Origin of the sequence: Microbacterium sp. AISO3 (genome assembly GCF_002204305.1) — a bacterium.
Classification (GTDB): domain Bacteria; phylum Actinomycetota; class Actinomycetes; order Actinomycetales; family Microbacteriaceae; genus Microbacterium; species Microbacterium arborescens.
In genome coordinates this window covers 173,827-195,720 of record NZ_NHRF01000006.1, presented here as the reverse complement: position 1 = coordinate 195,720, position 21,894 = coordinate 173,827, and the positions used below count along the sequence as shown (strand labels likewise).

Genomic DNA, 21,894 nt, shown 5'->3' with positions numbered 1-21,894 from the left:
TGGGCTCGGGTGGGAGGATCAGCCGGACCAATCCGGTCGCGGTCCGGTCAGCGCCGCGCCGGACGTCGGCCGCGCGAGAGCAGCACGGCCCCGCCGCCCGCTGCCAGGAGGACGCCCCCGATCATCAAGCCGATCGGCGCCCCCTCGCCGCCGGTTCGAGCGATGCGGTCGGCGGCGGGCCCTGCTGCGTCGCCGTCGCCGACGGCAGCGGCCGAGCCGCTTCCGGCGGCATCCGGGTCGGCGGGCGCCGGGACGCCCGGGATCTCGCCGGGCGTCTCACCCGGCACCTCGCCGGGGGCCGCGGCCTCGACCAGGTAGACGCCGTCGGCGCGGTATTCCAGCGTGGCGTCGAAGCCCGCCCCGGCGCCGGTGAGCTCGACCGCGTCGAAGCTGGTGTCGGCGGCACGGGAGCCGTAGGAGATCAGCCGCAGGGGCGAGACCGGGGCGGCCCCGGCGAGATCGACGCGGAGGGTCCCCCCGAGCCTGGCCGTACCGGAGATCGCGAGAGCGGGGCCTGCGTCGTCGACCGACAGCTCGAGCGTGGCGGCCTCCGCCTGCGCGAAGTCGCCGCCCACGGTCAGCTCCGACGTCGTCTCCACGAGCGAGCCGCCGGCCACCGTGAGGTCTCCCGCACCGAGCGCGGTGGGCGCCGCGGCCCGGAGGGTTCCGGCGGCGACGACGGTGCCGCCCGCGTAGGAGTTCTCGCCCGACAGGATGAGGGCGCCCGAGCCGTCCTTCGTCAGCGACCCGGCACCGTCGATGTCGTTGCGCCACTCGTCCGCCGCCGCGAAGCCGCCGGCGTCGGCGTCCATCGTCACCGTGACATCGGTGTCGAAGGCACCGTATCCGTTCGACGCCTCGAACAGGTTGAGCCGCCCCCAGCCCTCGGGGTCGTCGAGCACGGCGTGGCCGGAGTCGATGGCCGTGGAGAAGAGCACCCAGCGGCGCTGCTCGGCGTCGAGGTAGGGCAGCCGGTGCTCGAGAAGCACCTCCGCACCGGCCGGCACGCGCGCCGCTCGGCCGGTGTCGCCCGTCGTCGGCAACCCGTACGTCATGCGCTCGCGGTACTCCTGCGCGAGGGCGTCGTACCCGGCGTCGTCGAGCACGGACGGGGATGCCGCGGCGGGGAGCGTCGCCAGCAGCCCCTGCGCCTCGGCCGACGCGGCGGCACGCAGCTCGGCGTTGGCCGGATCGTTGAGGCTGGCGGCGGCGAGGGCGGTCGCCAGCACGCGGCCGCCGATGACATCGAGCGACGAGTGCATCCCCGCCACGATCCGGCTGTCGCCGATCTCGGCGGCGTTCGCGATGAGCTGGTCCTGATATTGCGGCGCCGCGTCGGCGAGGGCGAACGACGCGAGGTACGCGGCGTTGGTGTGACCGCTCGGGAAGCCGCCGTCGCTCGCCGCCTCGCTGTCGGGCTTGCGCACCGGCAGCAGCGCGGGGACGATGATCGAGTCGTCGACCCACCGGAACGGCCGCTTGTAGCCGAAGAAGTTCTTCGAGGGGTTCGACGATGCCGCGGGCCCGCGGACCGTGTCGACGAGGGACACGACCGAACCGAGCTCGGAGTCGGGGTCGGCCCAGCGTCCCGCGGAGTTGCCGCCGTCGTCGTAGCGCACGGTCGTGGCATCGGCGGGAACGGTGCCCGCGATCGTGGTGCCGGCGTTCATCGCCTCGCGGAAGGCGGCCGCGGCGGAACCGAGCCCGTCGACGGCGCTGTAGCTCTGGTGACGGCGGTCGAACACCCAGGCGGCGGACTCCTGCGCTGCCGTGCGCGTGCGCGCCACCTCGACGTTGCGCGCGATGTTGGCGTCGAGCACCGGTGCGCCGGCATCCGTCGCCCGCCCGCTGTCCCATGTGGCGCCCGGCTGCCAGAGGTCGAGCATGCCAGAGAGCACGCCGATCGCGGGGTTCGTCTCGGGGGTCGCGTTGGCGGAGCTGTTCGCCGTGTAGGTGTCGACGAACGTGCCGTAGGGGGCTGCGTGCGGCGCGATCGCACCGTCGTCGAGGAGTTCTCCGTCGGCGGCGCCGGCCGGCGCCGCGGTGCCGAGGGTGAGACACGCGGCGGTGAACGCGGCAACGGCTGCAGCAGGGACGGCGGTGCGACGCGGGCGCGACTGCGGACGGGAGGGAGCGGGAGGCATGCGGCGGTCCTTCGGGTGCGGGGGAGAGCGACTCCCGCACGCTAGGAAGGGGCGCGCAACGACCGGTGGCCGCGGAGTGAACGGGCGGTGTCGGCCGCGCGGTCAGTCCAGGACGTCGGCCAGGTCGTAGGCCGCGACCGTCTCGAGCTGGTCGAACGTGCACGAGCGGGCGTCCCGGTCGTGGCGCCAGCGCTCGAACTGGACCGTGTGCCGGAACCGCCGTCCCTCGAGCTGGTCGTAGCGCACCTCGAGCACGAGCTCGGGACGCAGCCGGACGAACGAGACGTCTTTCGACGACGCGAAGCGCGAGCGGTCGGACTCACCGGTGACCGCTTCCCCGGCGGCATCCCGCTCGACCAGCGGCTCGAGCTCGTCGATCAGCTCGCGGCGCCGTTTGTCGCTCCAGGCCGAAACGCCGCCGACGCCGTGCAGCGCGCCGTCGTCGCCGTAGAGACCGACGAGGAGCGAGCCGACGCCTGTGCCGGACTTGTGGATGCGGTATCCGATCGCGACGACGTCCGCGGTGCGGGCATGCTTGATCTTGAGCATCGTGCGCTTGCCCGGGGCGTACGGCTGATCGTTGGGCTTGGCGACGACGCCGTCGAGCCCCGCGCCCTCGAACTCGGCGAGCCAGCGGCGGGCGGTGTCCACGTCGTCCGTCGCGCGCGTCACGTGGATCGGATCGGGCACGGTGCGAAGCAGATCGACGAGCTCGCTGCGTCGCCGCGAGAAGGGATCGCCCTGGAGATCGTGCTCGCCGCGGGCCAGGAGATCGAACGCGATGAACATCGCCGGGGTCTGCCGGCTGAGCAGAACCACGCGCGAGGCCGCGGGGTGGATCCGCTGCGACAGTGCCTCCCACTGCAGCCGCCGGCCGGCCCCCGTGTCGGTCGCCACGACGATCTCGCCGTCGATGAGGCACGGCTCGGGAAGCAGCCGCGCGAACGCGTCGACGAGCTCGGGGAAGTAGCGGGTGAGAGGCTTCGCCCCTCGGCTGCCGATCTCGACGCTCTCGCCGTCCCACGAGACGATCGCACGGAATCCGTCCCACTTGGGCTCGAACGACAGCCCCGCCTCATAGCGGCCCGGATCCGGGATCGCGGGCACCGCCTTCGCGAGCATCGGGGCGGGGATGTCGTACGTCATCGCGATCCCTCAGGCGTGCAGCTGTTCGCGGGGCTTGGGCCGGGCCCAGCGGGCCGGAAGGTTCGGGCCGTCCCACACCTGCACGATGCCCCACACGACGGCGGTGATCGGGACGGCGAGCAGGGTGCCCAGGATGCCGCCGATCGCGGTGCCGGCGGTCAGAGCGACGAGCACGACGAACGAGTGCAGCTTCATGGTGCGGCCCATGAGGACCGGCTGGAGGAAGTTGCCCTCGAGCTGGTTGACGAGCACGACGGCGCCGACGACGAGGACGGCGTTGAGCGGGCCGTTCGCGACGAGGGCGACGAGTGCGGCCAGGATGCCGGCCAGGGTCGCACCCACGATCGGGATGAAGGCCAGGAGGAAGACGAGCACGGCGAGGGGGATGGCGAGGGGCACCTGGAGCACGAGCAGCGCGATGAAGATGCCGACCGCGTCGACGAAGGCGACAGCCGCGGTGCCGCGGATGTAGGAGCCGAGCACGACCACCGTCTTGTCGCCGATGCGACGGGCGCGCATCTCGTTCGCCCCGCGGAACGGGCGCAGCAGGAACTCCCACATGCGGGGTCCGTCCTTGAGGAAGAAGAACAGGATCACCACCAGCAGCACGGCTCCGGTGATGAAGGTCGCCACGGCGCTGACACCCGCGATGGCGCCCGAACCGAACTGAGCGCTGGTGACGAAATCGCCGAGAGCGCCCAGCCACTCGTCGATCTGCTCCTGATCGATCGAGAAGGGAAGCGTCTGCGCCCACGCGACGAGCTGCTGGAAGCCCTCTTCCGCCTGCGAGTACAGGTCGTCCCACTGGTCGCGGACGGCCCAGACGATGAGCCACGACAGGCCGCTCAGCAGCACCACGATCGTGAGGAGGGTGATGATCGTCGCGAGCAGCGACGGTACGCCGTGGCGGCGCATCCAGCCCATGGCGGGGGCGAACGCGCACGCGAAGATGAGCGCGAGGATGAGCGGGATGGCCACGACGGACACCTGCCGCAGCACGTAGACGACGCCGATCGCGATGATCACGAGGACGATGATCTGCACGCCGCGGATCGCGAGCCGGCCGAAGCCGTCGGCCCACAGGCCCGCGGGGGGTCGTTCGGCGTCGCGGTCGATGGCATCCGCCAGCACGATCTCGGGCCGCGGTCTGCGTCGGAACAGGCTCATGACGACGACGCTAGCGGACCGCGCCGCCCCGGACGCGGGGTTGCGCTCGAGCCGCGCGCGGGGCAGGGCGCGATTCATCGTGGTCACCTCCGCGGTTGCTCCCGTTCACCCGCGCGTCGCCGCGAGGTCGCCGCGCGGCCACCCCCGCCGAGGACGGTGGAGGTGCCGCCCGCACGCGGCGGCTTTCGCACCTCCCCCCAGATACGAAAGAGGATCTCCATGCACCGGAGAGCGCATACGCGCGCCTGCACCCTGACCGCGACGAGCGTCGCCGCCGGTCTCGTCCTCGCGTCGGTCCCGGCCGTCGCCGCGAGCGCGGCCGATGCCGACGCGGCATCCGTTCCGAAGAACGTCATCCTGATGATCTCGGACGGCGCAGGCTACAACCAGTTCGACGCCGCGAGCCTCTACGAGCACGGGACGAGCGCGCACCAGGTCGCCGTCGATCCCGCGACCGGCGCGATCGCGCATGAGGCGGCCACGCCCGGTCAGGTCTACGAGACCTGGCCCGTCCAGGTGGCCCAGTCTCACTACTCGGCGTCGGGCCGGGCGGAGTACGTCACCGAGAAGGCGTGGGGAGACTTCGGCTGGGTCGCCTCGGGCGCCACCGACTCCGCCGCGGCGGGCACGGCACTCGGAACCGGCGTGAAGACGAACAACGGGACGCTCGGCTTCGCACCGGGCGGTGATCGCCTGCTCACCGTGGGCGAGCAGGCACAGGAGGTCGGGAAGAAGGTCGGGTTCGTCACCTCCGTACCGTTCAACCACGCCACCCCCGCGGGCTTCATCGCCCACAACGCCGACCGAAACGACTACCAGGGCCTGGCCGCCGAGATGATCGACAGCGGCGTGGACGTCTTGATGGGCGGCGGGCACCCGATGTACACCGACGCACACGAGCCCCGCCCCGCCGACTGGACGTGGATCGCGCAGCGCGACTACGAGCGCGTCTCGACCGGAGCGACGCCGTTCACCTTCATCGAGGACAAGGCCGACTTCGACGCTCTCGCCGCCGGCACCGCCGTCCCCGACAAGGTGTTCGGTCTCGCGCAGGTCGCCGAGACCCTGCAGTACAACCGCCCCGGGCTGGCGAACGACACCGCGCTGCCGTACACCGATCCGGCGAATGACGTCGCCGACCTCGACACTCTCGCCCGGGGAGCGCTGAACGTGCTCGACACGGGCGACGAGGGCTTCTTCCTCATGGTCGAGGGCGGCGCGGTCGACTGGGCCGGCCACGCGAATCAGACCACGCGCCTCGTCGAGGAGCAGATCGCCTTCAACGACGCCGTCGAGGCCGTCGAGTCGTGGGTCGAGGAGAACAGCAGCTGGGACGAGACGCTCGTCATCGTCACCGCCGACCACGAGACCGGCTACCTCGCCGGCGCGGGTGCCGGTGCCGAGACCGGATGGACGCCGATGACGGGGGCAGCGGGGCAGCTCCCCGACCTGACGTGGCACTCGGGCGGCCACACGAACGCGCTCGTCCCGCTCTTCGCCAAGGGTGCCGGGGCCGACGTGCTCGAAGCCCGGGCCGACCAGTGGGATCTCGTCCGCGGCGCCTACCTCGACAACACCGCGATCGGCGAGACGATCTTCGACGTCCTCGGCCACGGCGAACGCAGCTCGGCGGACGCGGTGGCGCTCGAGGCCACGATCGCCGGCCAGCCGGCGGACGGCGCGCTCAGCCTGAGCGTGGCCGGACACGGGGAGCGAGTCTCGTTCGGCGGTTCCGGGGCGGATCTGGATGCCACGCTGCCGCTCGTGACCGTCGCCGACACGCGCAACGAGGTCCGCGCCCAGGGGCGTGGCTGGACGCTCGCGGGAACGGCGACGGACTTCGTGGCCGGCAACCGCACGCTGTCGGCGGAGAACCTCGCGTGGGCGCCGCGCATCGTCCGATCCGAGGCGGGTGCCGCCGCGGGCGGCCGGGCGACGCTCGCCGCGCCCGCGACGCTCGCCACCGCCGACCGGACGTCGCGCCTGGGCTCGACGGTGATCGGGGCCGATCTGGATCTGACGGTCCCGGCCGACGCCGCGGGCGGCCGGTACGGCAGCGAGATCACGCTCACCCTGTTCGCCCAGGACTGACCGGTCCGCGCGACAGCGATGCATCGGCGGGGGCGGGCTCCGGCCCGTCCCCGCCCCCAGCTCACCGGAGACCTCATGCCCCGCATCCTTCCCGTCCGCGCCGTGCTGCTGGCGGTCGGCGTGCTCGCCGCGCTCACGGCATCCGCGTCGCTCGCCGTCGTCCCGGCATCGGCCGCGGCGCCGGAGCCGCCCGCGATCGAGTGGGGCGTCGTCCCCGCCGACGCCGCCGGCCCCGACGGCCGCGTGTCGCTGCGCCACACGATCGACCCGGGCGCCGCGATCACCGATGCCATCGCGGTCACCAACCATTCCGTCGAGCCCGCGGTGTTCACCGTCGCCGCCGGTGACGGCGTGGTGGGCGCGGACGGCGCGTACGACGTCCGTGCCGACGATCCGGAAGCGGGCGGAGCGTGGATCGACGTCGGCGGGCTCGACGGCGACGGCCTCGCGCTCGCTGCGGGCGAGACCCGTGTGCTTCCGGTCACGATCACGGTGCCGGCGGATGCGACGCCGGGAGATCACCCCGCGGGGATCGTCGTGGGGCTCAGCGCCGAGGGATCGGAGGTGACGGTGACGCACCGCGTCGGGGTGCGCGTGCACCTGCAGGTCGCCGGTGACATCGCTCCGGCGCTCCGCATCGACGCGGCCACCGCGAGCTTCACGCCCTCGTGGATCCCCTTCGCTCCCGGCACCCTGACGGTGGAGTACCAGGTGACCAACATCGGCAACGTCCGCTTCGGGGCCAGCGGTGCCGCCGAGGCTGCGGGCCCGCTGGGGCTTCTTCCCGGCGGTGGCGTCGCCGAGGCGTTCGAGGTGCTGCCCGGCGGCACGGCGACGCAGCGCATCGAGCTGCCGCTCGCGCCGCTGTTCCTCGCCGCCGGCGAGGTCACCGTGACCCCGATCTCGCTCGGCGACGATCGGGTGCCGCTCCCCGAACCGGCATCCTCGGGGTTCTCATCACCGGCCGTGCCGTGGTCGTCGATCGCCGTCCTCGCGGCGGGTGCGGGGATCATCGCGCTCGCGGCGGTCATCGTGGTGCGCCGGCGCGCGCGCTGAGTCGCAGTTCGCCGGCCGGCGGCTCAGGCGAACGCGCCGACGCCCGTGATGTCGCGGCCGAGCAGGAGGGCTTGGACGCTCTCCGTGCCCTCGTAGGTGTGGATGGCCTCGATGTCGGTCATGTGCTGCATGACGCCGTTCTCGAGCAGGATGCCGTTGCCCCCGAGCAGATCGCGCGCGATCTGCGCGATCCGTCGCGCGGCCCGGGTGTTGTGGTACTTCGCCAGCGAGGCCTGGGTGGGACGCAGGCCGCCCGAGGTCTCGAGGTCGGCGAGGCGGCGGCAGTAGAGCTGCATCGCGGTGAGCTCGTCGAGCATCTGAGCCAGCCGCTCCTGCACCATCTGCGAGCGGGCCAGCGGACGCCCGAACTGGATGCGCTCGCCGGCGTAGGTGACGGCAGCCTCGTAGCACGCGGTCGCGTGACCCAGCGCCGACCACGCGACCCCGGAACGCGTGGCGTAGAGCACGGTCGAGGCATCCCGGAACGAACGAGTCCCCTCGAGGACAGCATCGGCCGGCAGCCTCACATCGCGCAGCGCCACGTGAGCCTGATGAATGCCGCGCAGCGACGCCTTGCCCGCGATGACGGTGCCGGTGTAGCCCGGGCGGTCCTGCTCGACGAGGAAGCAGCGCACCGCACCGTGCAGCTCGTCGCCCTCATCGTCGACCCGAGCCCACACGAACGTGATGCCGCCCGATGCCCCGTTCCCGATCCACTTCTTGGCCCCGCGCAGCACCCACTCGTCGCCCTCGCGGCGGGCGACCGTCTCGAGCGAGACCGAATCGGAGCCGTGGTCGGGCTCGGTGAGCGCGAAGGCGCCCAGCACTTCGCCCGCGGCGAGCGGCCGCAGCCAGCGCTCCTGCTGAGCGGGGGAGCCGAAGAGGGCGAGGGTGCGCAACGCGAGCCCGCCCTGCACCGCGTGCGCCGTGCCGAGCGAACCGTCGCCGCGGGAGATCTCCATCGTCACCAGGCCCGCGCCGAGTGGCGTGATGCGCGTGAGCTCGGGGTGGTCGATGCCGTCGACGAAGAGATCGAGCTCGCCCATCCGGCGGACGAGGTCGAGGGGGTAGGTCGCGGTGTCCCAGGCGTGCTGCATCCGCTCGCCCACCTCATCGACGAAGGCCCGGGCGCGATCCCAGGCGGCGCGGTCTTCGTCGTCGACGTCGGCGAAGACGCCGTAGTAATCGGTGTCGCGGCGGCTCGTGAGGGCGTAGGACGCGACGCGCTCGCCGGGGAGCGCGTCGAGGTCACGGTCGGCTTCATCGCTCATGGCATCCAGTATCACCCCGAATGACACTGGGTGTCACCGCATCTGCTCAGGAGAGGTCGGCGCGGAGGCGGCGGGTCACCTCGGCGAGCGGCATCCGGCGCGGGAAGACGGCCACCACGACGTCGTCGTCGGCGGGTGTCCCGCCGTCGGGATGCACGCCGAACCGACGCAGCAGATCGTCGAGCGCCGCTTCCACCGTGGCCCGCGCGACGGCGTCCTCGCCGCGGAGGAGCCGGCGCAGGACATGGTTGTGTACGGCGGTCACCGCGGCGCTGAAGGCGACGGCCTCGGCGGGATCGAGGTCGGGCAGACGCCCGCGCAGATGATCGCCGAAGAGCCGCTCGTACCGGAAGACCATCACGATCTCGCGCTCGCGCAACGCCGGGACTCCGCGGACCACGCGATAGCGGCGCCGCGCCAGCTCGACGTCGGCGGCGAAGTGGTCGAAGGCCGCGAGGGCGGCGTCGCATACGGCCCGCCACGGGCTCTCGTTCGGCCTCTCGAGCAGCTCGCGCAGAGCCGCGATCGCGACGTCGTGGTCGGCGAAGACCACATCGTCCTTGCCGCCGTACTGCCGGAAGAACGTCGAGCGCGACAGGCCGCCGGCCCGCGCGATGTCGTCGACCGAGGTGCGCTCGTACCCCTGCTCGTCGAACAGCGCGACCGCCGCGGCCACGAGAGGGTCGCCGGGGGTGCGGGAGGCCTCGGTCATGGGCACCGAGCCTAGTGTCAAGTCGCTTGCCGCCGTCCGGTGCGCGGCGTTGACTGCGGGAATGACCGCGCTGTGGAAGTCCGACGTCGCCGTGCCCGCCGGAGCGCCGTTCGAGCCGGGACGGCGCCACGACGTGGTCATCGTGGGGGCAGGGCTGACCGGCCTCGCGACGGCGCTCGAGCTCGTGCGCAGCGGGATGGACGTCGCGATCGTCGAGCGCGGCGGCATCGGCGAGCTCGCCTCGGGCTCGAACACCGGCAAGATCTCGCTGTTGCAGGGCACGACGCTGTCGTCGCTGCGCCGGCACCACCCGGCATCCCTCGTCCGTGCCTACGTCGACGCGAACCGCGACGGCTTCGAGTGGATCACCCGGGCCGCCGACGAGCTCGGGGTCTCGACCACCACCCGCACCGCGTACACGCACGCCCAGGGCGCCGAGGGTGTCGCGGCCGTGACCGACGAGTACCGGGCGGCTCGAGAGGCGGGCCTCGACGTGCGACTCGCGGGTGCCGACGAGCTCGCCGCCGGCCCCGTCCGCATGACCAGCGCCGTCGCTCTGGACGAGCAGCGCGCGATCGACCCGATGAGCCTGTTGACGGCACTGGCGACCGCTTTCGTCGCGGCCGGAGGCCGGCTCCACCTGGGCACGGCCGTGCGACGGGTGCGGGTCGTGCCGCGGCCGCGGATCGACACCGAGGCGGGGCCGCTGTTCGCCGAGAAGATCGTGCTCGCCACGGGCGCGCCCATCACCGACCGCGGGCTGTACTTCGCCAAGGTGAGCGGCATGCGGTCGGCGTGCGTCTCGTTCGACCTCGAGGGCGAAGTGCCCGAGGGCATGTACCTGTCGGCCGACAGCCCCACCCGGTCAGTGCGCACCGTGACGGCGGCAGACGGTGCGGGCGGCCCCGAGCGGTCGCCGCAGCTCGTCGTCGGCGGCGCCGGACACCCCGTCGGCCGGACCGACAGCGAGCTCGCGAAGCTCGAGGAGCTCGTCGCGTGGGCTCGGGACACGTTCCCCGTGGGCGCGGAGACCCACCGCTGGTCGGCGCAGGACTACACCTCGCACAACCTCGTGCCGTTCATCGGCGCGATGCCCCGCTCGCTCGGTCGCGTTCGGTTCGCGACCGGATACGCCAAATGGGGGCTCACGAACGCGCCCGCGGCGGCGCTGCGGATCGCCAGCGAACTCCGCGGGGAGAGGATGCGCGAGCGCCCGACGTGGATGACGGTGATCGGCACGCGGCTGACGGTGCCCGCGGATCTCGCCCGCGGCGCGGCCGAGAACGCCAAGATCGGCGCCGTCGCGGCGCGCGGCTGGGCCTCGGCCGCGAGGCGGTCCACCCCGGTGGCGCAGCCCGCGGAGGGCGAAGGAACCGTCGCGCAGCACCATGCCCGGCCGGTGGGCGTCTCGACGATCGACGGTCAGACGCGGGCGGTCAGCGCGATCTGCCCCCACCTGGGCGGCGTGCTGGAGTGGAACGACCTCGAGTGCACGTGGGACTGTCCCCTGCACGCGTCGCGGTTCACCCCGGACGGCGAGCGCATCGAGGGTCCCGCCTCGACGGGCCTGCGTCGCCTGCGCTGACCCGAGCGGTCAGTCCCGCGCGAGCAGCTGTTCGCGCACCTGACGTCGCAGCACCTTGCCGATGAGCGACCGGGGAAGGTCGTCGACCGCGACGATCCGGCGCGGGACCTTGTACGCGGCCAGGCGCGTCCGGCAGAAGTCGCGCAGACCCTCGACGTCGAGCTCGGCCCCATCGCGCAGCACGACCGCGGCGACGACTTCCTCTCCGCCCGAGGAACGGGGAGCGGCGACGACGGCCGCGGCCTCGACGTCGGGGTGCGCGTGCAGGGTGTCCTCGACCTCGCTGGGTGAGACGTTGAACCCGCCCGTGATGATGAGCTCCTTGAGCCGGTCGACGATCGTGACGAAGCCGTCGGGCGAGACGACGGCGATGTCTCCCGTGCGCAGCCAGCCACCGGGAAGCAGTGCGTCCGCGGTCTCGGCGGGGCGGCGCCAGTAGCCCGAGAACACCTGGGGGCCGCGCAGCAGCAGCTCGCCCTCCTCGCCCGGCTCGCGGTCGGCGGAGGGGTCGTCGGGGTCGACGATGCGGATGTCGGTGCTCGGGAACGGCACTCCCACCGTGCCGGGACGGCGGGAGGGACCCATGGGATTGCCGAGCGCGACGGGGGAGGACTCCGTCATGCCGTAACCTTCGACGAGGAGCCCGCCCGTGGTGTCCTCCCACCGGCGGACGGTGGCGACCGGCAGGCTCATCGCTCCCGAGATCGCGAACCGCACGCGTGACAGGTCGATCGCGCCACGCGATGCCGCCCGCGCGAGCTGGTCGTAGATCGGCGGCACCGCGGGGAGGAACGTCGGCGGGCTCTTCTTGGCGGCGTCCGCCATGAGGCCGACGTCGAACTTCGGAAACAGCACGAGCTTCGCCCCGATGCTCATCGCGAAGGTCAGGCAGAGCGTCATGCCGTAGGCGTGGAAGAGCGGCAGGACGCCGTAGAACGTCTCCTCGCCCTCGACGAGACCGGGAACCCATGCGCGACCCTGCATGGCGTTCGCCCGCAGGTTGCGGTGGCTCAGGACGGCGCCCTTGGGGATGCCGGTCGTACCGCTGGTGTACTGCAGCAGTGCCGTGTCGTCGAGCGTCGGTCCCGCCGCACGACGCGACAGGGGGCGGTGTCGGACGAGCTTCGACCACGGCAGCGCATCCTTCGCTCGCGGCTTCGCCGTCAGCTGGGCGCGCGACTCCCGCGCTTTCGCGATCGGCAGGCGGAGCAGCATCCGCTTGCCGCGCGGCAGCGCCTCGGTGACGTCGACGCTGATGATGCGCTCGACCCGCAGGTCGGTCGGGAAGTCGGCGATGGTGTCGACGGTCTTGTCCCACACGATCGCGAACCGTGCGCCGTGGTCCTCGAACTGGTGGCGCAGTTCACGCGCGGTGTAGAGGGGGTTGTGCTCGACGACGATCGCGCCGAGGCGCAATGCCGCGTAGAACGCGATGACGTGCTGCGGGCAGTTCGGGAGCACGATCGCCACCCGGTCGCCCGCGGTCACCCCCAGCCTGCGCAGGCCTTCCGCGGCGCGGTCGACGCTCTCGCCGAGCTCGCGATACGTCGTGGTGGCGCCGAAGAACTCCAGGGCGGTCCGGTTGCCGTGTCGGGCGACGGTCGCGGCGAGCATCTCCGGCAGGGTCTGCGTCACCTCGTCGATCTCGGCGGGGACGCCGTCGGCGTAGGCCGACAGCCACGGGCGGGACTCGAGGGCGGTCATGTCCCCATCCTGCATTCCGCGACATGCCCGCCGCTGAATACGGCGCCGGTTTCGCGCCGATCGGCCGGTCCGCGAGAGGGGCGGTCCCGTGGCGCCGCGTCCGCGCGGGTCAGACCGCGACGGTGACGCCGTAGCGCTCGCCCACCCGCACGAACCCGGCGAGGAGGCGGGGCCAGCGCTCCTCGTGCCCGAAACCCGCGTGCGCCTGCGCCAGCTGGGCCTTGCGTGCCGCGTCGTCGCCGGCGGCGCACCACCAAGCGAACAGATCGAGGTCGAGGCCCGCGCCCGACTCCTGCTTCGCCAGGGCGAGTCCCTCGGCGGAGTCGATGCGCTCGAGGTGGTCAGCAAGCGCGCCGACCGCCTCCCGCAGACGCGGCACGAGCTCGTCGTCGGACCACGTCTCGAGGTCGATCCATTGCGCCGGCCATCCGACGATGTCCTCGAATCGACGGCGGTACTGCGGCGTGGCGCGCGAGAGGGGTGAGGGCGCTGTCCTGCCGATCGCCTCGTCGAAGCCTGCGACGTGCACGGCGCCCTCGACGTATACGCGGAGGTGGCCAGCGGCGTTCCCCTGGCTGCGCTGCAACGTCACCTCGTGGAGCACCCCCGGCGTCTCCCGAGTCCAGACCAGACGCTTCTTGCGGTACCCGCGAGGCTTGAGCACCGGGACGACAGCATTGGCCACGAAGGCGTCGAGGCGTTCTTCGAGCGCGGTCATCGTCGTCTCCTCGGTGTCGGTGTCGGTGTCGGTGTCGCCGAGCGGAGCCTATCGGGCGTGCTCCGCCGCGTCAGGTCGCGACGTAGAGCACACCGGTGATGAACAGCGTGATGATCGTCGTCCACATGACGATCGCCGCTCCCTGCCACAGCAGGACGGTGCGAGGGGGCACTCCGGTGGCGGTCAGGGCGGCCGCGGTGAACTGCGTGGGCAGCAGAAGCGGACCGAGCAGGCTCACGCCCGGGGTGCCGTAGCGGTGGTACGCCTTCTGGAACTTCTCGCTGCGGGCCGACTTCGGCTTCTCGGGGGCCCCGCCGCGCGTGGTGACGGCGGTGCGCACGCGGGCGGCCACGAGCACGACGACGGCGACGCAGACGAAGTTGCCGATGGCGCCGGCCAGGGCGGCGACGACGGGGTGGATGCCGCCGATGATGCCGATGCCGGCCGCGCCTTCGCCCTCGATGAACGGCACCGCGCCGGCGAGGGCGACGATGACGGGCTGAAGGATGTCGGGCATCCGGGCCACGAGGTCCTGGAAGCCGAGGATGAGGTCTGCGAGGGGGTTGGTCATGGATCCATCCCAGCGGCGCCCGGAAGTCCGCGGCAGTGTCGGGGCGTCACCGGTGCCCGGGAGGTTCCGCGACCCGGACCGTGACAAACGTCATGGCCGTACTGTGGGCCTCGTGAACGACCGCGACCCCCGCACGGCATCCGCGCCGCGCCGCACGGCACTGGCCCGTGAGGTCGCGGCCACCTCGTGGTACATCGCCGTATCCATCGTCTTCTTCATGATCTCGGCGCTCGGCATCTGGAGCCTGTGGGCGCTGCAGGTCCGCACCCGCCTGGAGGACCCGGCGGTGATCGTCGGGTACGCGGCCGGCTCGGTCGCCGTCCTGGTCTCGACGGTCGTGCTGCTCGTTCGATACCGCACCGACGGCGACGTGGGGGAGGCCGATCGTCCGCCGCGCCTGCGCCGCTTCCTGTCGTGGCCGGTTCTTCTGGGCGTGGCGGGGTCGCTGCTCCTCGGCGCGACGACGATGACGGTGCTGTTCGGGGCCTCGGTCCTCGCGACGATCCTGTGCCTGGTGCGCTGGGGGCCCGGCATCCGCTGGCGGGGCGTGATCCTCGTCGAGGCAGCGCTCGTCGCGCTGTGGTTCGCGGAGCGGGCACGCATCGAGGGCGCCCTCGCGGGCGTGGGCTCGCTGACGTTCGCGCTGCTCGTCTTCGCGGTCGCGCTGCCGGCGTCCATCGCCCTGTCGCTGTGGTCGTGGGATGTCGTGCTCGAGCTCGACCGTGCGCGCACGACCGAGTCGCGCCTCGCCGCGACGCAGGAGCGGCTGCGCCTGGCGGGCGAGCTGCACGACCTGCAGGGGCACCATCTGCAGGTGATCGCGCTGCAGCTGGAGCTCGCGGAGCGGATGCTGGGGCGCGACCCGGATGCCGCGGGCGAGCAGATCCGCCTGGCCCGCGCCTCCGTCGACGCAGCCCGCACGGGCACGCGCGAGCTCGCCGGGCGCTTCCGCGGCGTACCGCTGCCCGACGAACTGGCCAACGCCGCCGACCTGCTGCGCGCGGCCGGACTCGCGGTGCGGCTCGACGTCGCGGCCGACGCGGTGCTCGCGCCCGCCGACATCCTCGGCCCCGTGATCCGGGAGTGCACGACCAACGTGCTCAAGCACGGCGGTGGTCGATGGGCGGAGCTGAGGCTCGATCGCGAGGGCGGGTACTGGCGCGTCGCCTTCGCCAACGACCCGGGGCCGGATTCCGCGCTGGGGGCGGGCTCGGGCCTCGCCGGCATCGCGCACCGGGTCGGGGTGGCCGGCGGCGACCTGCGATCCCGCCGTGAAGACGGGCGGTTCGAGGTCGTCGTTTCGGTCCCCGCGGGAGCGCCCGGCACTGCCGCTGGCGCGACCCGGGAGCCGGCGGGCGAGGGGATGCCCGGATGATCCGCGTGCTCATCGCCGATGACGAGGACATGATCCGTTCGGCGCTCGCCGCGCTGCTGCGTCTCGAGGACGACCTCGAGGTGATCGCCGAGTGCCGCGACGGCGAGAGCGCGGTGGAGCGAGCGCTCGAGCTGCGTCCCGACGTCTGCCTGCTCGACCTCGAGATGCCGGGCATCGACGGGGTCGAGGCGGCCGCCCGCATCCGGCAGCGGGTGCCGGCGCGCTGCGTCGTCGTCACCCGGCACGCGCGGCCCGGCGTTCTCCGCCGCGCGCTGAGCGCCGGCGTCGACGGCTTCGTGCCGAAGTCGCGCCGCGCCGACGACGTCGCCGCCGTCATCCGCGAGGTTGCCGCCGGGCGGCGCTACGTCGACCCCGAGATCGCCGCTGATGCGCTGAGCGACGAGCGCAGCCCCCTCACCGACCGGGAACTGGACGTGCTGCGGGCGGGTGCCCGAGGCGAGACGATCGCCGAGATCGCGGCGACGCTTCATCTGTCGGCGGGCACGGTCCGCAACCACGTCTCGTCGGTGCTGGGCAAGCTCCATCTCGCCACCCGGCAGCAGGCGGCGATCATGGCGCGCGAGCGCGGCTGGATCTGACGCCGTCCCCTCCGTTCGGCGGGGATCGGGCACGGGGCCGTCAGACACGGGTAGTAGGCTTTCCGATCGGGCGATATCTCGACATCGAGATTTCTCACGCCCCATCACCCACCGTCGCCCAGCGAAGGATTGCAGTGGACCTTTACGAGTACCAGGCCCGAGACCTGTTCGAGAAGTACGAGGTGCCGGTGCTCGCCGGCATCATCGCCGACACCCCTGAGGAGGCGAAGGCGGCGGCCGAGAAGATCGGCGGCGTCGTGGTCGTCAAGGCTCAGGTCAAGACCGGAGGTCGCGGCAAGGCCGGCGGCGTCAAGGTCGCCAAGACCCCCGACGAGGCGTTCGCCGCGGCCGAGGCCATCCTCGGCCTCGACATCAAGGGCCACGTGGTCCAGCGCGTCATGGTCGCGCAGGGCGCCGACATCGCCGAGGAGTTCTACTTCTCGGTGCTGCTCGACCGCGCCAACCGCTCGTACCTGAGCCTGTGCTCGGTCGAGGGCGGCATGGAGATCGAGGAGCTCGCCGTCGAGCGTCCCGAGGCGCTCGCGCGCATCGAGGTCGACCCTCTGCAGGGCATCGATAAGGCCAAGGCCGTCGAGATCGCCCGCGCGGCGAACTTCCCCGAGGACCTCGTCGAGAAGGTCTCGGACGTGTTCGTCAAGCTCTACGCCGTCTACACGGGCGAGGGCGCGACCCTCGTCGAGGTGAACCCGCTCGTCCGCACGGGCGCCGGTGACATCGTCGCCCTCGACGGCAAGGTCTCGCTCGACGAGAACGCCAGCGAGGTCCGCCACCCCGAGCACGAGGAGCTCGAGGACAAGGGCGCCGCCGACCCGCTCGAGGCCAAGGCCAAGGAGTCGGGCCTGAACTACGTCAAGCTCGACGGTCAGGTCGGCGTCATCGGCAACGGCGCGGGCCTGGTCATGTCCACCCTCGACGTCGTCGCCTACGCCGGCGAGAAGCACGGCGGCGTCAAGCCCGCCAACTTCCTCGACATCGGTGGTGGCGCCAACGCCCAGGTCATGGCCTCGGGTCTGGACGTCATCCTCGGCGACGAGCAGGTCAAGAGCGTCTTCGTCAACGTCTTCGGCGGCATCACCTCGTGCGTCGCCGTGGCGGAGGGCATCGTCAAGGCGCTCGAGATCCTCGGCGATTCGGCGACCAAGCCGCTCGTGGTGCGTCTCGACGGCAACCAGGTCGACGAGGGCCGCGCGATCCTCGCCGACGCGAACCACCCGCTCGTGACCCTCGCCGCCGGTATGGACGAGGGCGCCGACAAGGCCGCCGAGCTGGCCAACGCCTGAGCTCCGGACGCGAAAAGGACCAACGACATGTCTATCTACCTCAACAAGGACTCCAAGGTCATCGTCCAGGGCATCACGGGCGGTGAGGGCACCAAGCACACCGCGCTGATGCTCAAGGCGGGCACCAACATCGTCGGCGGCGTGAACGCGCGCAAGGCCGGCACCACGGTCTCGCACACCGACGCCGACGGCAACGCCGTCGAGCTGCCCGTGTTCGGCTCGGTCGCCGAGGCGATCGAGAAGACCGGGGCCGACGTCTCGGTCGCGTTCGTGCCGCCCGCGTTCACCAAGGACGCCATGGTCGAGGCCATCGACGCCGAGATCCCGCTGCTGGTCGTCATCACCGAGGGCGTTCCCGTCGGCGAGTCGGCCGAGGCCTGGGCCTACGCGAAGTCGAAGGGCAACAAGACCCGCATCATCGGGCCGAACTGCCCCGGCATCATCACGCCCGGCGAGGCTCTCGCGGGCATCACGCCGGCGAACATCACGGGCAAGGGCCCGATCGGCCTCGTGTCGAAGTCGGGCACCCTGACCTACCAGATGATGTTCGAGCTGCGCGACCTCGGGTTCTCGACCGCCATCGGCATCGGCGGCGACCCGATCATCGGCACGACGCACATCGACGCTCTCGCGGCGTTCGAGGCCGACCCCGAGACGAAGGCCATCGTCATGATCGGCGAGATCGGCGGCGACGCCGAAGAGCGCGCGGCCGAGTACATAAAGGCGCACGTCACCAAGCCGGTCGTCGGCTACGTCGCGGGCTTCACCGCCCCCGAGGGCAAGACGATGGGCCACGCCGGCGCCATCGTCTCCGGCTCGGCGGGAACCGCACAGGCGAAGAAGGAGGCCCTCGAGGCCGCCGGTGTCAAGGTCGGCAAGACGCCGTCCGAGACCGCCGCGCTCATGCGGGAGATCATCGAGAAGCTCTGACGCTTCCCGGACACGACGAAGGGGCGGATGCTGCGGCATCCGCCCCTTCGCTGTTCTCCGAAGCGGCCTTCGGCGGCTATCAGACCCCGAGCAGCGCCTCGAGGGGGCCGCGGGCGAAGAAGATCACGAAGCCGCCGGCGACGACCCACAGCAGCGGGCTGATCTGCTTGACGCGTCCCGACAGCGCGTTGACGAGCACCCACGAGATGAACCCCGCGCCGATGCCGTTGGCGATCGAGTAGGTCAGCGGCATGACGGTCGCCGTGAGGAACACCGGCAGCAGGACGCGGAAGTCGGTCAGGTCGATGTGCGCGATCTGCGACAGCATCATCGCTCCGACGATGACGAGCGCTGCGGCGGCGACCTCGGTCGGGACGATCGAGGTCAGCGGGGTGAAGAACATCGCGAGCAGGAAGACGAGGCCCGTCACGACGTTCGCGAGTCCCGTGCGCGCCCCCTCGCCGATGCCCGAGCCGGACTCGACGAAGACCGTGGCCGACGACGAGCTCGTCGCGCCACCCGCGATCGCCCCGACACCCTCGACGATCAGCGCCGACTTGATGCGCGGGAAGTCCCCCTTCGCGTCGGCGAGGTTCGCCTCCTTCGCGAGTCCCGTCATGGTGCCCATCGCGTCGAAGAAGTTCGAGAAGACGAGCGTGAAGACGAGCATCACGAGGGTCACGATGCTGACCTTGCCGAGGTCGAATCCGAAGTCGACGGCGCCGATGAGGCTCAGATCGGGGACGCTGACGGGAGAGCCGGAGAGCGCCGGGACGGTCAGTCCCCACCCGCCGGGGTTCTCGGTCGCCGCGCCGAGGTGCCAGATCGCCTCGACGACGATCGACAGGACCGTGCCCGTGACGATGCCGATGAGCATGCCGCCCTTGACCTTGCGAGCGACGAGGACGCCGGTCAGCAGGAGGGTGATGACGAACATCAGGGTCGGCACCGATGCGACGGAGCCGCCGACACCGAGACCGACCGGGGGAGAGGCCTGTCCGGTCGAGGTCACGAAACCGGAGTTGACGAAGCCGATGAACGCGATGAACAGGCCGATGGCCACCGTGATCGCGAGCTTGAGCTGCACGGGGACGGCATCGAAGATGAGCTTGCGCAGGCCGGTGGCAGCCAGCAGCACGATGATGACGCCGTTGATCATGACGAGCGCCATCGCCTCGGCCCACGTGACCTCGCCGACGACGCCGAACGCGACGAAGGCGTTGATCCCGAGCCCGGCCGCGAATGCGAAGGGGAGGCGGGTGATGAGACCGAACAGGATCGTCATGACGCCCGCGGTCAGCGCGGTCGCGGCGCTGACCGCCGCGAAGTCGAGGCTCGTCCCCGCCACATCCGGCTTGCCCGACAGGATGATCGGGTTCAGGATGACGATGTAGGCCATCGTGACGAAGGTCACGAGGCCGCCGCGGACCTCCGTGCCGATCGTCGAGCCGCGTCGGCTGATGTCGAAGAAGCGGTCGATGGCACCCTGGGGCGCGCGCGATTGCGTAGTGTTCACAAAATCCTCCGAGAAGACGGTAGCGCCCCCGCGCGCGTCAACCCGACACGCACAGACTCGCTGGGTAGGGTCGATCAGGCATGAATCGCCTGCTCGTCGCCCTCCTCTCCGCCTTCGACGCCCTCGTCGCGGTGGCCGTCGGCGTTGCCGCGGCCCTGGCGCCGCTGACCGTCCTGTGGGCGGTCGCCTTCGGCGGGGGAGCCGACTGGTCGTCGCTCTGGCCCGCGTCGGTGCGTCTGTGGCAGTTCGGCAATCTCGTGCCGCTGCAGGTTACCCTTCCGCAGGAGTACACGGTCGGAACCGGGATCGGCACGGACGCCGTCTCGTTCTCGCTCTCGCTGCCGCCGCTCGCGGTCGCGCTGCTCATCGCCCTGTTCGCCGCACGCTCGGGCGCGCGCGCCGCCGGAGCCGGCGCCGGATTCACCGGGGTGCTCGCCGGAACGCTGACGGTCGCTGTCGCCTCGGCCGTCGTGGCCGCCACCGCCGCAACCCCGTACGCCGTCGTCGAGACCTGGCAGGCCGTTCTGCTGCCCACGCTCGTCTTCGCCGTTCCCGCCCTGCTCGGCGCCGTGACCCGCGCGTGGCGCGACGGTGACGACGGGCCCGTCGACTCGCTGTTCGTCCGGCTCGACCGCACCGGCTATGCGGCAGCGGTGTCGGCCGGCGCCCGCGGGCTGGCGATCGCCGTCACCGGCTTCGTCGGCGTCGGAGCATTCCTCGTCGGGGTCGCTGTGCTGGTGCGCGGCGGAGAGATCGTCTCGCTGTTCCAGGCGGCCAACGTCGATGCCATCGGTGCGACGGTCGTCACCCTCGGCCAGGCGGCGTATCTACCGACCTTCTTCGTGTGGGGCGGAGCGTTCGCCGCAGGCCCCGGGTTCTCGCTCGGCGCCGGCTCGACGGTGGCGGCTTCCGGCACCCAGCTGGGCGTCGTGCCGGGGATTCCGGTGCTCGGAGCGATACCGCCGACGACGCCGCCCGTGCTCCTGCTCGTCGCCTTGCTCTTCGTCGCGGTCGGATTCGTCGCCGGTGCTGCGGCGCGCCGCCGTCTGCCCGCGCCGGCATCCGCTCTTGCCGCCGACCCCGTCCTGCCCCGCCTGGCCGCCGCGGCGATCGTGGCAGTCGGGGGCGGCGTCGCCGCGGCCGTGCTCTCTCTCCTGGCTTCCGGTGCCTTCGGGCCCGGACGACTCGACCAGATCGGCCCGTCGGCCGGTGCGGTCGGCCTCGCGTTCGCCGTCGAGATCGGCATCGGTGTGACGATCGCGCTCCTCGGCCCGCGCTCGTCGCACCGCGTCGACACGCGCGACGAGGGCGCCGCAGCGGGGGATGACGACGCCGCACGGCTGGCCGGAACGGCGCGGGTAGAGTAGGACGGTGCTGACGGTCGCGGTCCTCATCTCCGGTGGCGGGTCGAATCTGCGGGCCCTCCTGGATGCCGCGGCCGAGCCCGGCTTCCCGGCCCGTGTGGTGGTCGTCGGAGCCGACCGGCCCGCCGACGGCCTGGCTCATGCCGACGCCTTCAACATCCCGACCTTCGCGGTTCCGTTCCGGGAGTACGCGACGCGGGAGGAGTGGGGCGACGAGCTCCTCCGCCAGCTTGAGGCCTGGGCTCCCGACCTCATCGTGCTCAGCGGTCTCATGCGTCTGCTGCCGGCCGCCGTCGTCGACGCATGGTCGCCCCGCATCATCAACACCCACCCGGCGTACCTCCCCGAGTTCCCGGGCGCCCACGGTGTTCGCGATGCTCTGGCCGCAGGCGCCGATCGGACCGGCGCGAGCGTCATCGTCGTCGACGCCGGCGTCGACACCGGACCGATCCTGGCGCAGGAGCGCGTTCCCGTCCTGCCCGGCGACGATGAGACGACGCTCCACGAACGCATCAAGCCCGTCGAGCGCCGTCTGCTGATCGATGTCGTCCGCCGCATCGCGACCGGCGAGACCGACCTCGCCGCGCCCGCTTCCCCGAACCCGACCGCTCCGACGGCCTGACGCACCGCAGGCCCCACACCGC

Annotated in this window: 18 protein-coding genes; 9 read left to right on the top strand and 9 right to left on the bottom strand. The window is 72.0% G+C overall.

Features of this window, described 5'->3' with window-relative positions:
* Nucleotides 1-47: 47 nt before the first annotated feature.
* The 3 genes from CBF90_RS10865 to CBF90_RS10855 all read right to left on the bottom strand — a co-directional run bounded on the left by CBF90_RS10865 (nucleotide 48) and on the right by CBF90_RS10855 (nucleotide 4,457).
* Entirely contained in the window at nucleotides 48-2,144 is a 2,097-nt protein-coding gene (locus CBF90_RS10865) for a phosphatase PAP2 family protein (protein ID WP_023955709.1), read from the bottom strand.
* Between the two features lie 102 nt (nucleotides 2,145-2,246).
* Nucleotides 2,247-3,290, bottom strand: coding sequence for an ATP-dependent DNA ligase (locus CBF90_RS10860; RefSeq protein WP_023955707.1), 1,044 nt, complete (start codon nucleotides 3,288-3,290; stop codon nucleotides 2,247-2,249).
* Nucleotides 3,291-3,299: 9 nt separating this feature from the next.
* Nucleotides 3,300-4,457 (bottom strand): AI-2E family transporter, encoded by a 1,158-nt coding sequence (locus CBF90_RS10855; RefSeq protein ID WP_088380621.1) that lies wholly within the window; start codon nucleotides 4,455-4,457, stop codon nucleotides 3,300-3,302.
* Nucleotides 4,458-4,676: 219 nt separating this feature from the next.
* Between CBF90_RS10855 and CBF90_RS10850 the strand changes: the two genes are divergently transcribed.
* Together CBF90_RS10850 and CBF90_RS10845 are read left to right on the top strand one after the other, a co-directional pair.
* Nucleotides 4,677-6,548, top strand: a complete 1,872-nt coding sequence (locus CBF90_RS10850; RefSeq protein WP_088380589.1) for an alkaline phosphatase — start codon at nucleotides 4,677-4,679, stop codon at nucleotides 6,546-6,548.
* Between the two features lie 75 nt (nucleotides 6,549-6,623).
* Nucleotides 6,624-7,604 (top strand): hypothetical protein, encoded by a 981-nt coding sequence (locus tag CBF90_RS10845; RefSeq protein ID WP_088380588.1) that lies wholly within the window; start codon nucleotides 6,624-6,626, stop codon nucleotides 7,602-7,604.
* 23 nt (nucleotides 7,605-7,627) lie between these two features.
* On the opposite strand, the gene CBF90_RS10840 is transcribed toward CBF90_RS10845, so the two are convergent.
* Both CBF90_RS10840 and CBF90_RS10835 read right to left on the bottom strand, forming a co-directional pair.
* The gene (locus tag CBF90_RS10840; RefSeq protein ID WP_064955115.1) at nucleotides 7,628-8,875 is read right to left on the bottom strand and encodes an acyl-CoA dehydrogenase family protein; all 1,248 of its coding nucleotides are present in this window, start codon (nucleotides 8,873-8,875) and stop codon (nucleotides 7,628-7,630) included.
* 46 nt (nucleotides 8,876-8,921) lie between these two features.
* Complete coding sequence (locus tag CBF90_RS10835) at nucleotides 8,922-9,587, bottom strand: TetR/AcrR family transcriptional regulator (RefSeq protein ID WP_064955114.1); 666 nt, start codon at nucleotides 9,585-9,587, stop codon at nucleotides 8,922-8,924.
* A gap of 61 nt (nucleotides 9,588-9,648) precedes the next feature.
* Between CBF90_RS10835 and CBF90_RS10830 the strand changes: the two genes are divergently transcribed.
* Complete coding sequence (locus tag CBF90_RS10830; protein ID WP_064955113.1) at nucleotides 9,649-11,172, top strand: FAD-dependent oxidoreductase; 1,524 nt, start codon at nucleotides 9,649-9,651, stop codon at nucleotides 11,170-11,172.
* Between the two features lie 9 nt (nucleotides 11,173-11,181).
* Here CBF90_RS10830 and CBF90_RS10825 read toward each other — a convergent pair whose 3' ends face one another.
* The 3 genes from CBF90_RS10825 to CBF90_RS10815 all read right to left on the bottom strand — a co-directional run bounded on the left by CBF90_RS10825 (nucleotide 11,182) and on the right by CBF90_RS10815 (nucleotide 14,165).
* Nucleotides 11,182-12,876, bottom strand: coding sequence for a long-chain-fatty-acid--CoA ligase (locus tag CBF90_RS10825; RefSeq protein ID WP_088380587.1), 1,695 nt, complete (start codon nucleotides 12,874-12,876; stop codon nucleotides 11,182-11,184).
* A gap of 109 nt (nucleotides 12,877-12,985) precedes the next feature.
* Nucleotides 12,986-13,594, bottom strand: coding sequence for a DUF4304 domain-containing protein (locus CBF90_RS10820; protein WP_088380586.1), 609 nt, complete (start codon nucleotides 13,592-13,594; stop codon nucleotides 12,986-12,988).
* 70 nt (nucleotides 13,595-13,664) lie between these two features.
* Nucleotides 13,665-14,165 carry a hypothetical protein gene (locus CBF90_RS10815; protein ID WP_064955110.1) on the bottom strand — a complete coding sequence of 167 codons (501 nt, stop codon included), beginning with the start codon at nucleotides 14,163-14,165 and terminating at the stop codon, nucleotides 13,665-13,667.
* Nucleotides 14,166-14,277: 112 nt separating this feature from the next.
* Here CBF90_RS10815 and CBF90_RS10810 point away from each other — a divergent pair, with 112 nt between their 5' ends.
* The 4 genes from CBF90_RS10810 (at nucleotide 14,278) to sucD (ending at nucleotide 18,370) form a co-directional block, all read left to right on the top strand.
* Nucleotides 14,278-15,540, top strand: coding sequence for a sensor histidine kinase (locus tag CBF90_RS10810; RefSeq protein ID WP_064955122.1), 1,263 nt, complete (start codon nucleotides 14,278-14,280; stop codon nucleotides 15,538-15,540).
* Nucleotides 15,537-16,139 (top strand): DNA-binding response regulator, encoded by a 603-nt coding sequence (locus tag CBF90_RS10805; protein ID WP_023955690.1) that lies wholly within the window; start codon nucleotides 15,537-15,539, stop codon nucleotides 16,137-16,139. Before CBF90_RS10810 ends, CBF90_RS10805 begins: the two co-directional genes overlap by 4 nt.
* Before the next feature lie 134 nt (nucleotides 16,140-16,273).
* Nucleotides 16,274-17,440 (top strand): ADP-forming succinate--CoA ligase subunit beta, encoded by a 1,167-nt coding sequence (gene sucC / locus CBF90_RS10800; RefSeq protein ID WP_023955689.1) that lies wholly within the window; start codon nucleotides 16,274-16,276, stop codon nucleotides 17,438-17,440.
* 27 nt (nucleotides 17,441-17,467) lie between these two features.
* Entirely contained in the window at nucleotides 17,468-18,370 is a 903-nt protein-coding gene (gene sucD, locus CBF90_RS10795; protein WP_023955687.1) for a succinate--CoA ligase subunit alpha, read from the top strand.
* A gap of 79 nt (nucleotides 18,371-18,449) precedes the next feature.
* Here sucD and CBF90_RS10790 read toward each other — a convergent pair whose 3' ends face one another.
* Nucleotides 18,450-19,886, bottom strand: a complete 1,437-nt coding sequence (locus CBF90_RS10790) for an NCS2 family permease (RefSeq protein ID WP_023955684.1) — start codon at nucleotides 19,884-19,886, stop codon at nucleotides 18,450-18,452.
* A gap of 80 nt (nucleotides 19,887-19,966) precedes the next feature.
* Between CBF90_RS10790 and CBF90_RS10785 the strand changes: the two genes are divergently transcribed.
* Together CBF90_RS10785 and purN are read left to right on the top strand one after the other, a co-directional pair.
* Nucleotides 19,967-21,253, top strand: a complete 1,287-nt coding sequence (locus CBF90_RS10785) for a DUF6350 family protein (RefSeq protein ID WP_023955682.1) — start codon at nucleotides 19,967-19,969, stop codon at nucleotides 21,251-21,253.
* A gap of 4 nt (nucleotides 21,254-21,257) precedes the next feature.
* Nucleotides 21,258-21,872 (top strand): phosphoribosylglycinamide formyltransferase, encoded by a 615-nt coding sequence (purN, locus tag CBF90_RS10780; protein WP_088380584.1) that lies wholly within the window; start codon nucleotides 21,258-21,260, stop codon nucleotides 21,870-21,872.
* Nucleotides 21,873-21,894: the final 22 nt, after the last annotated feature.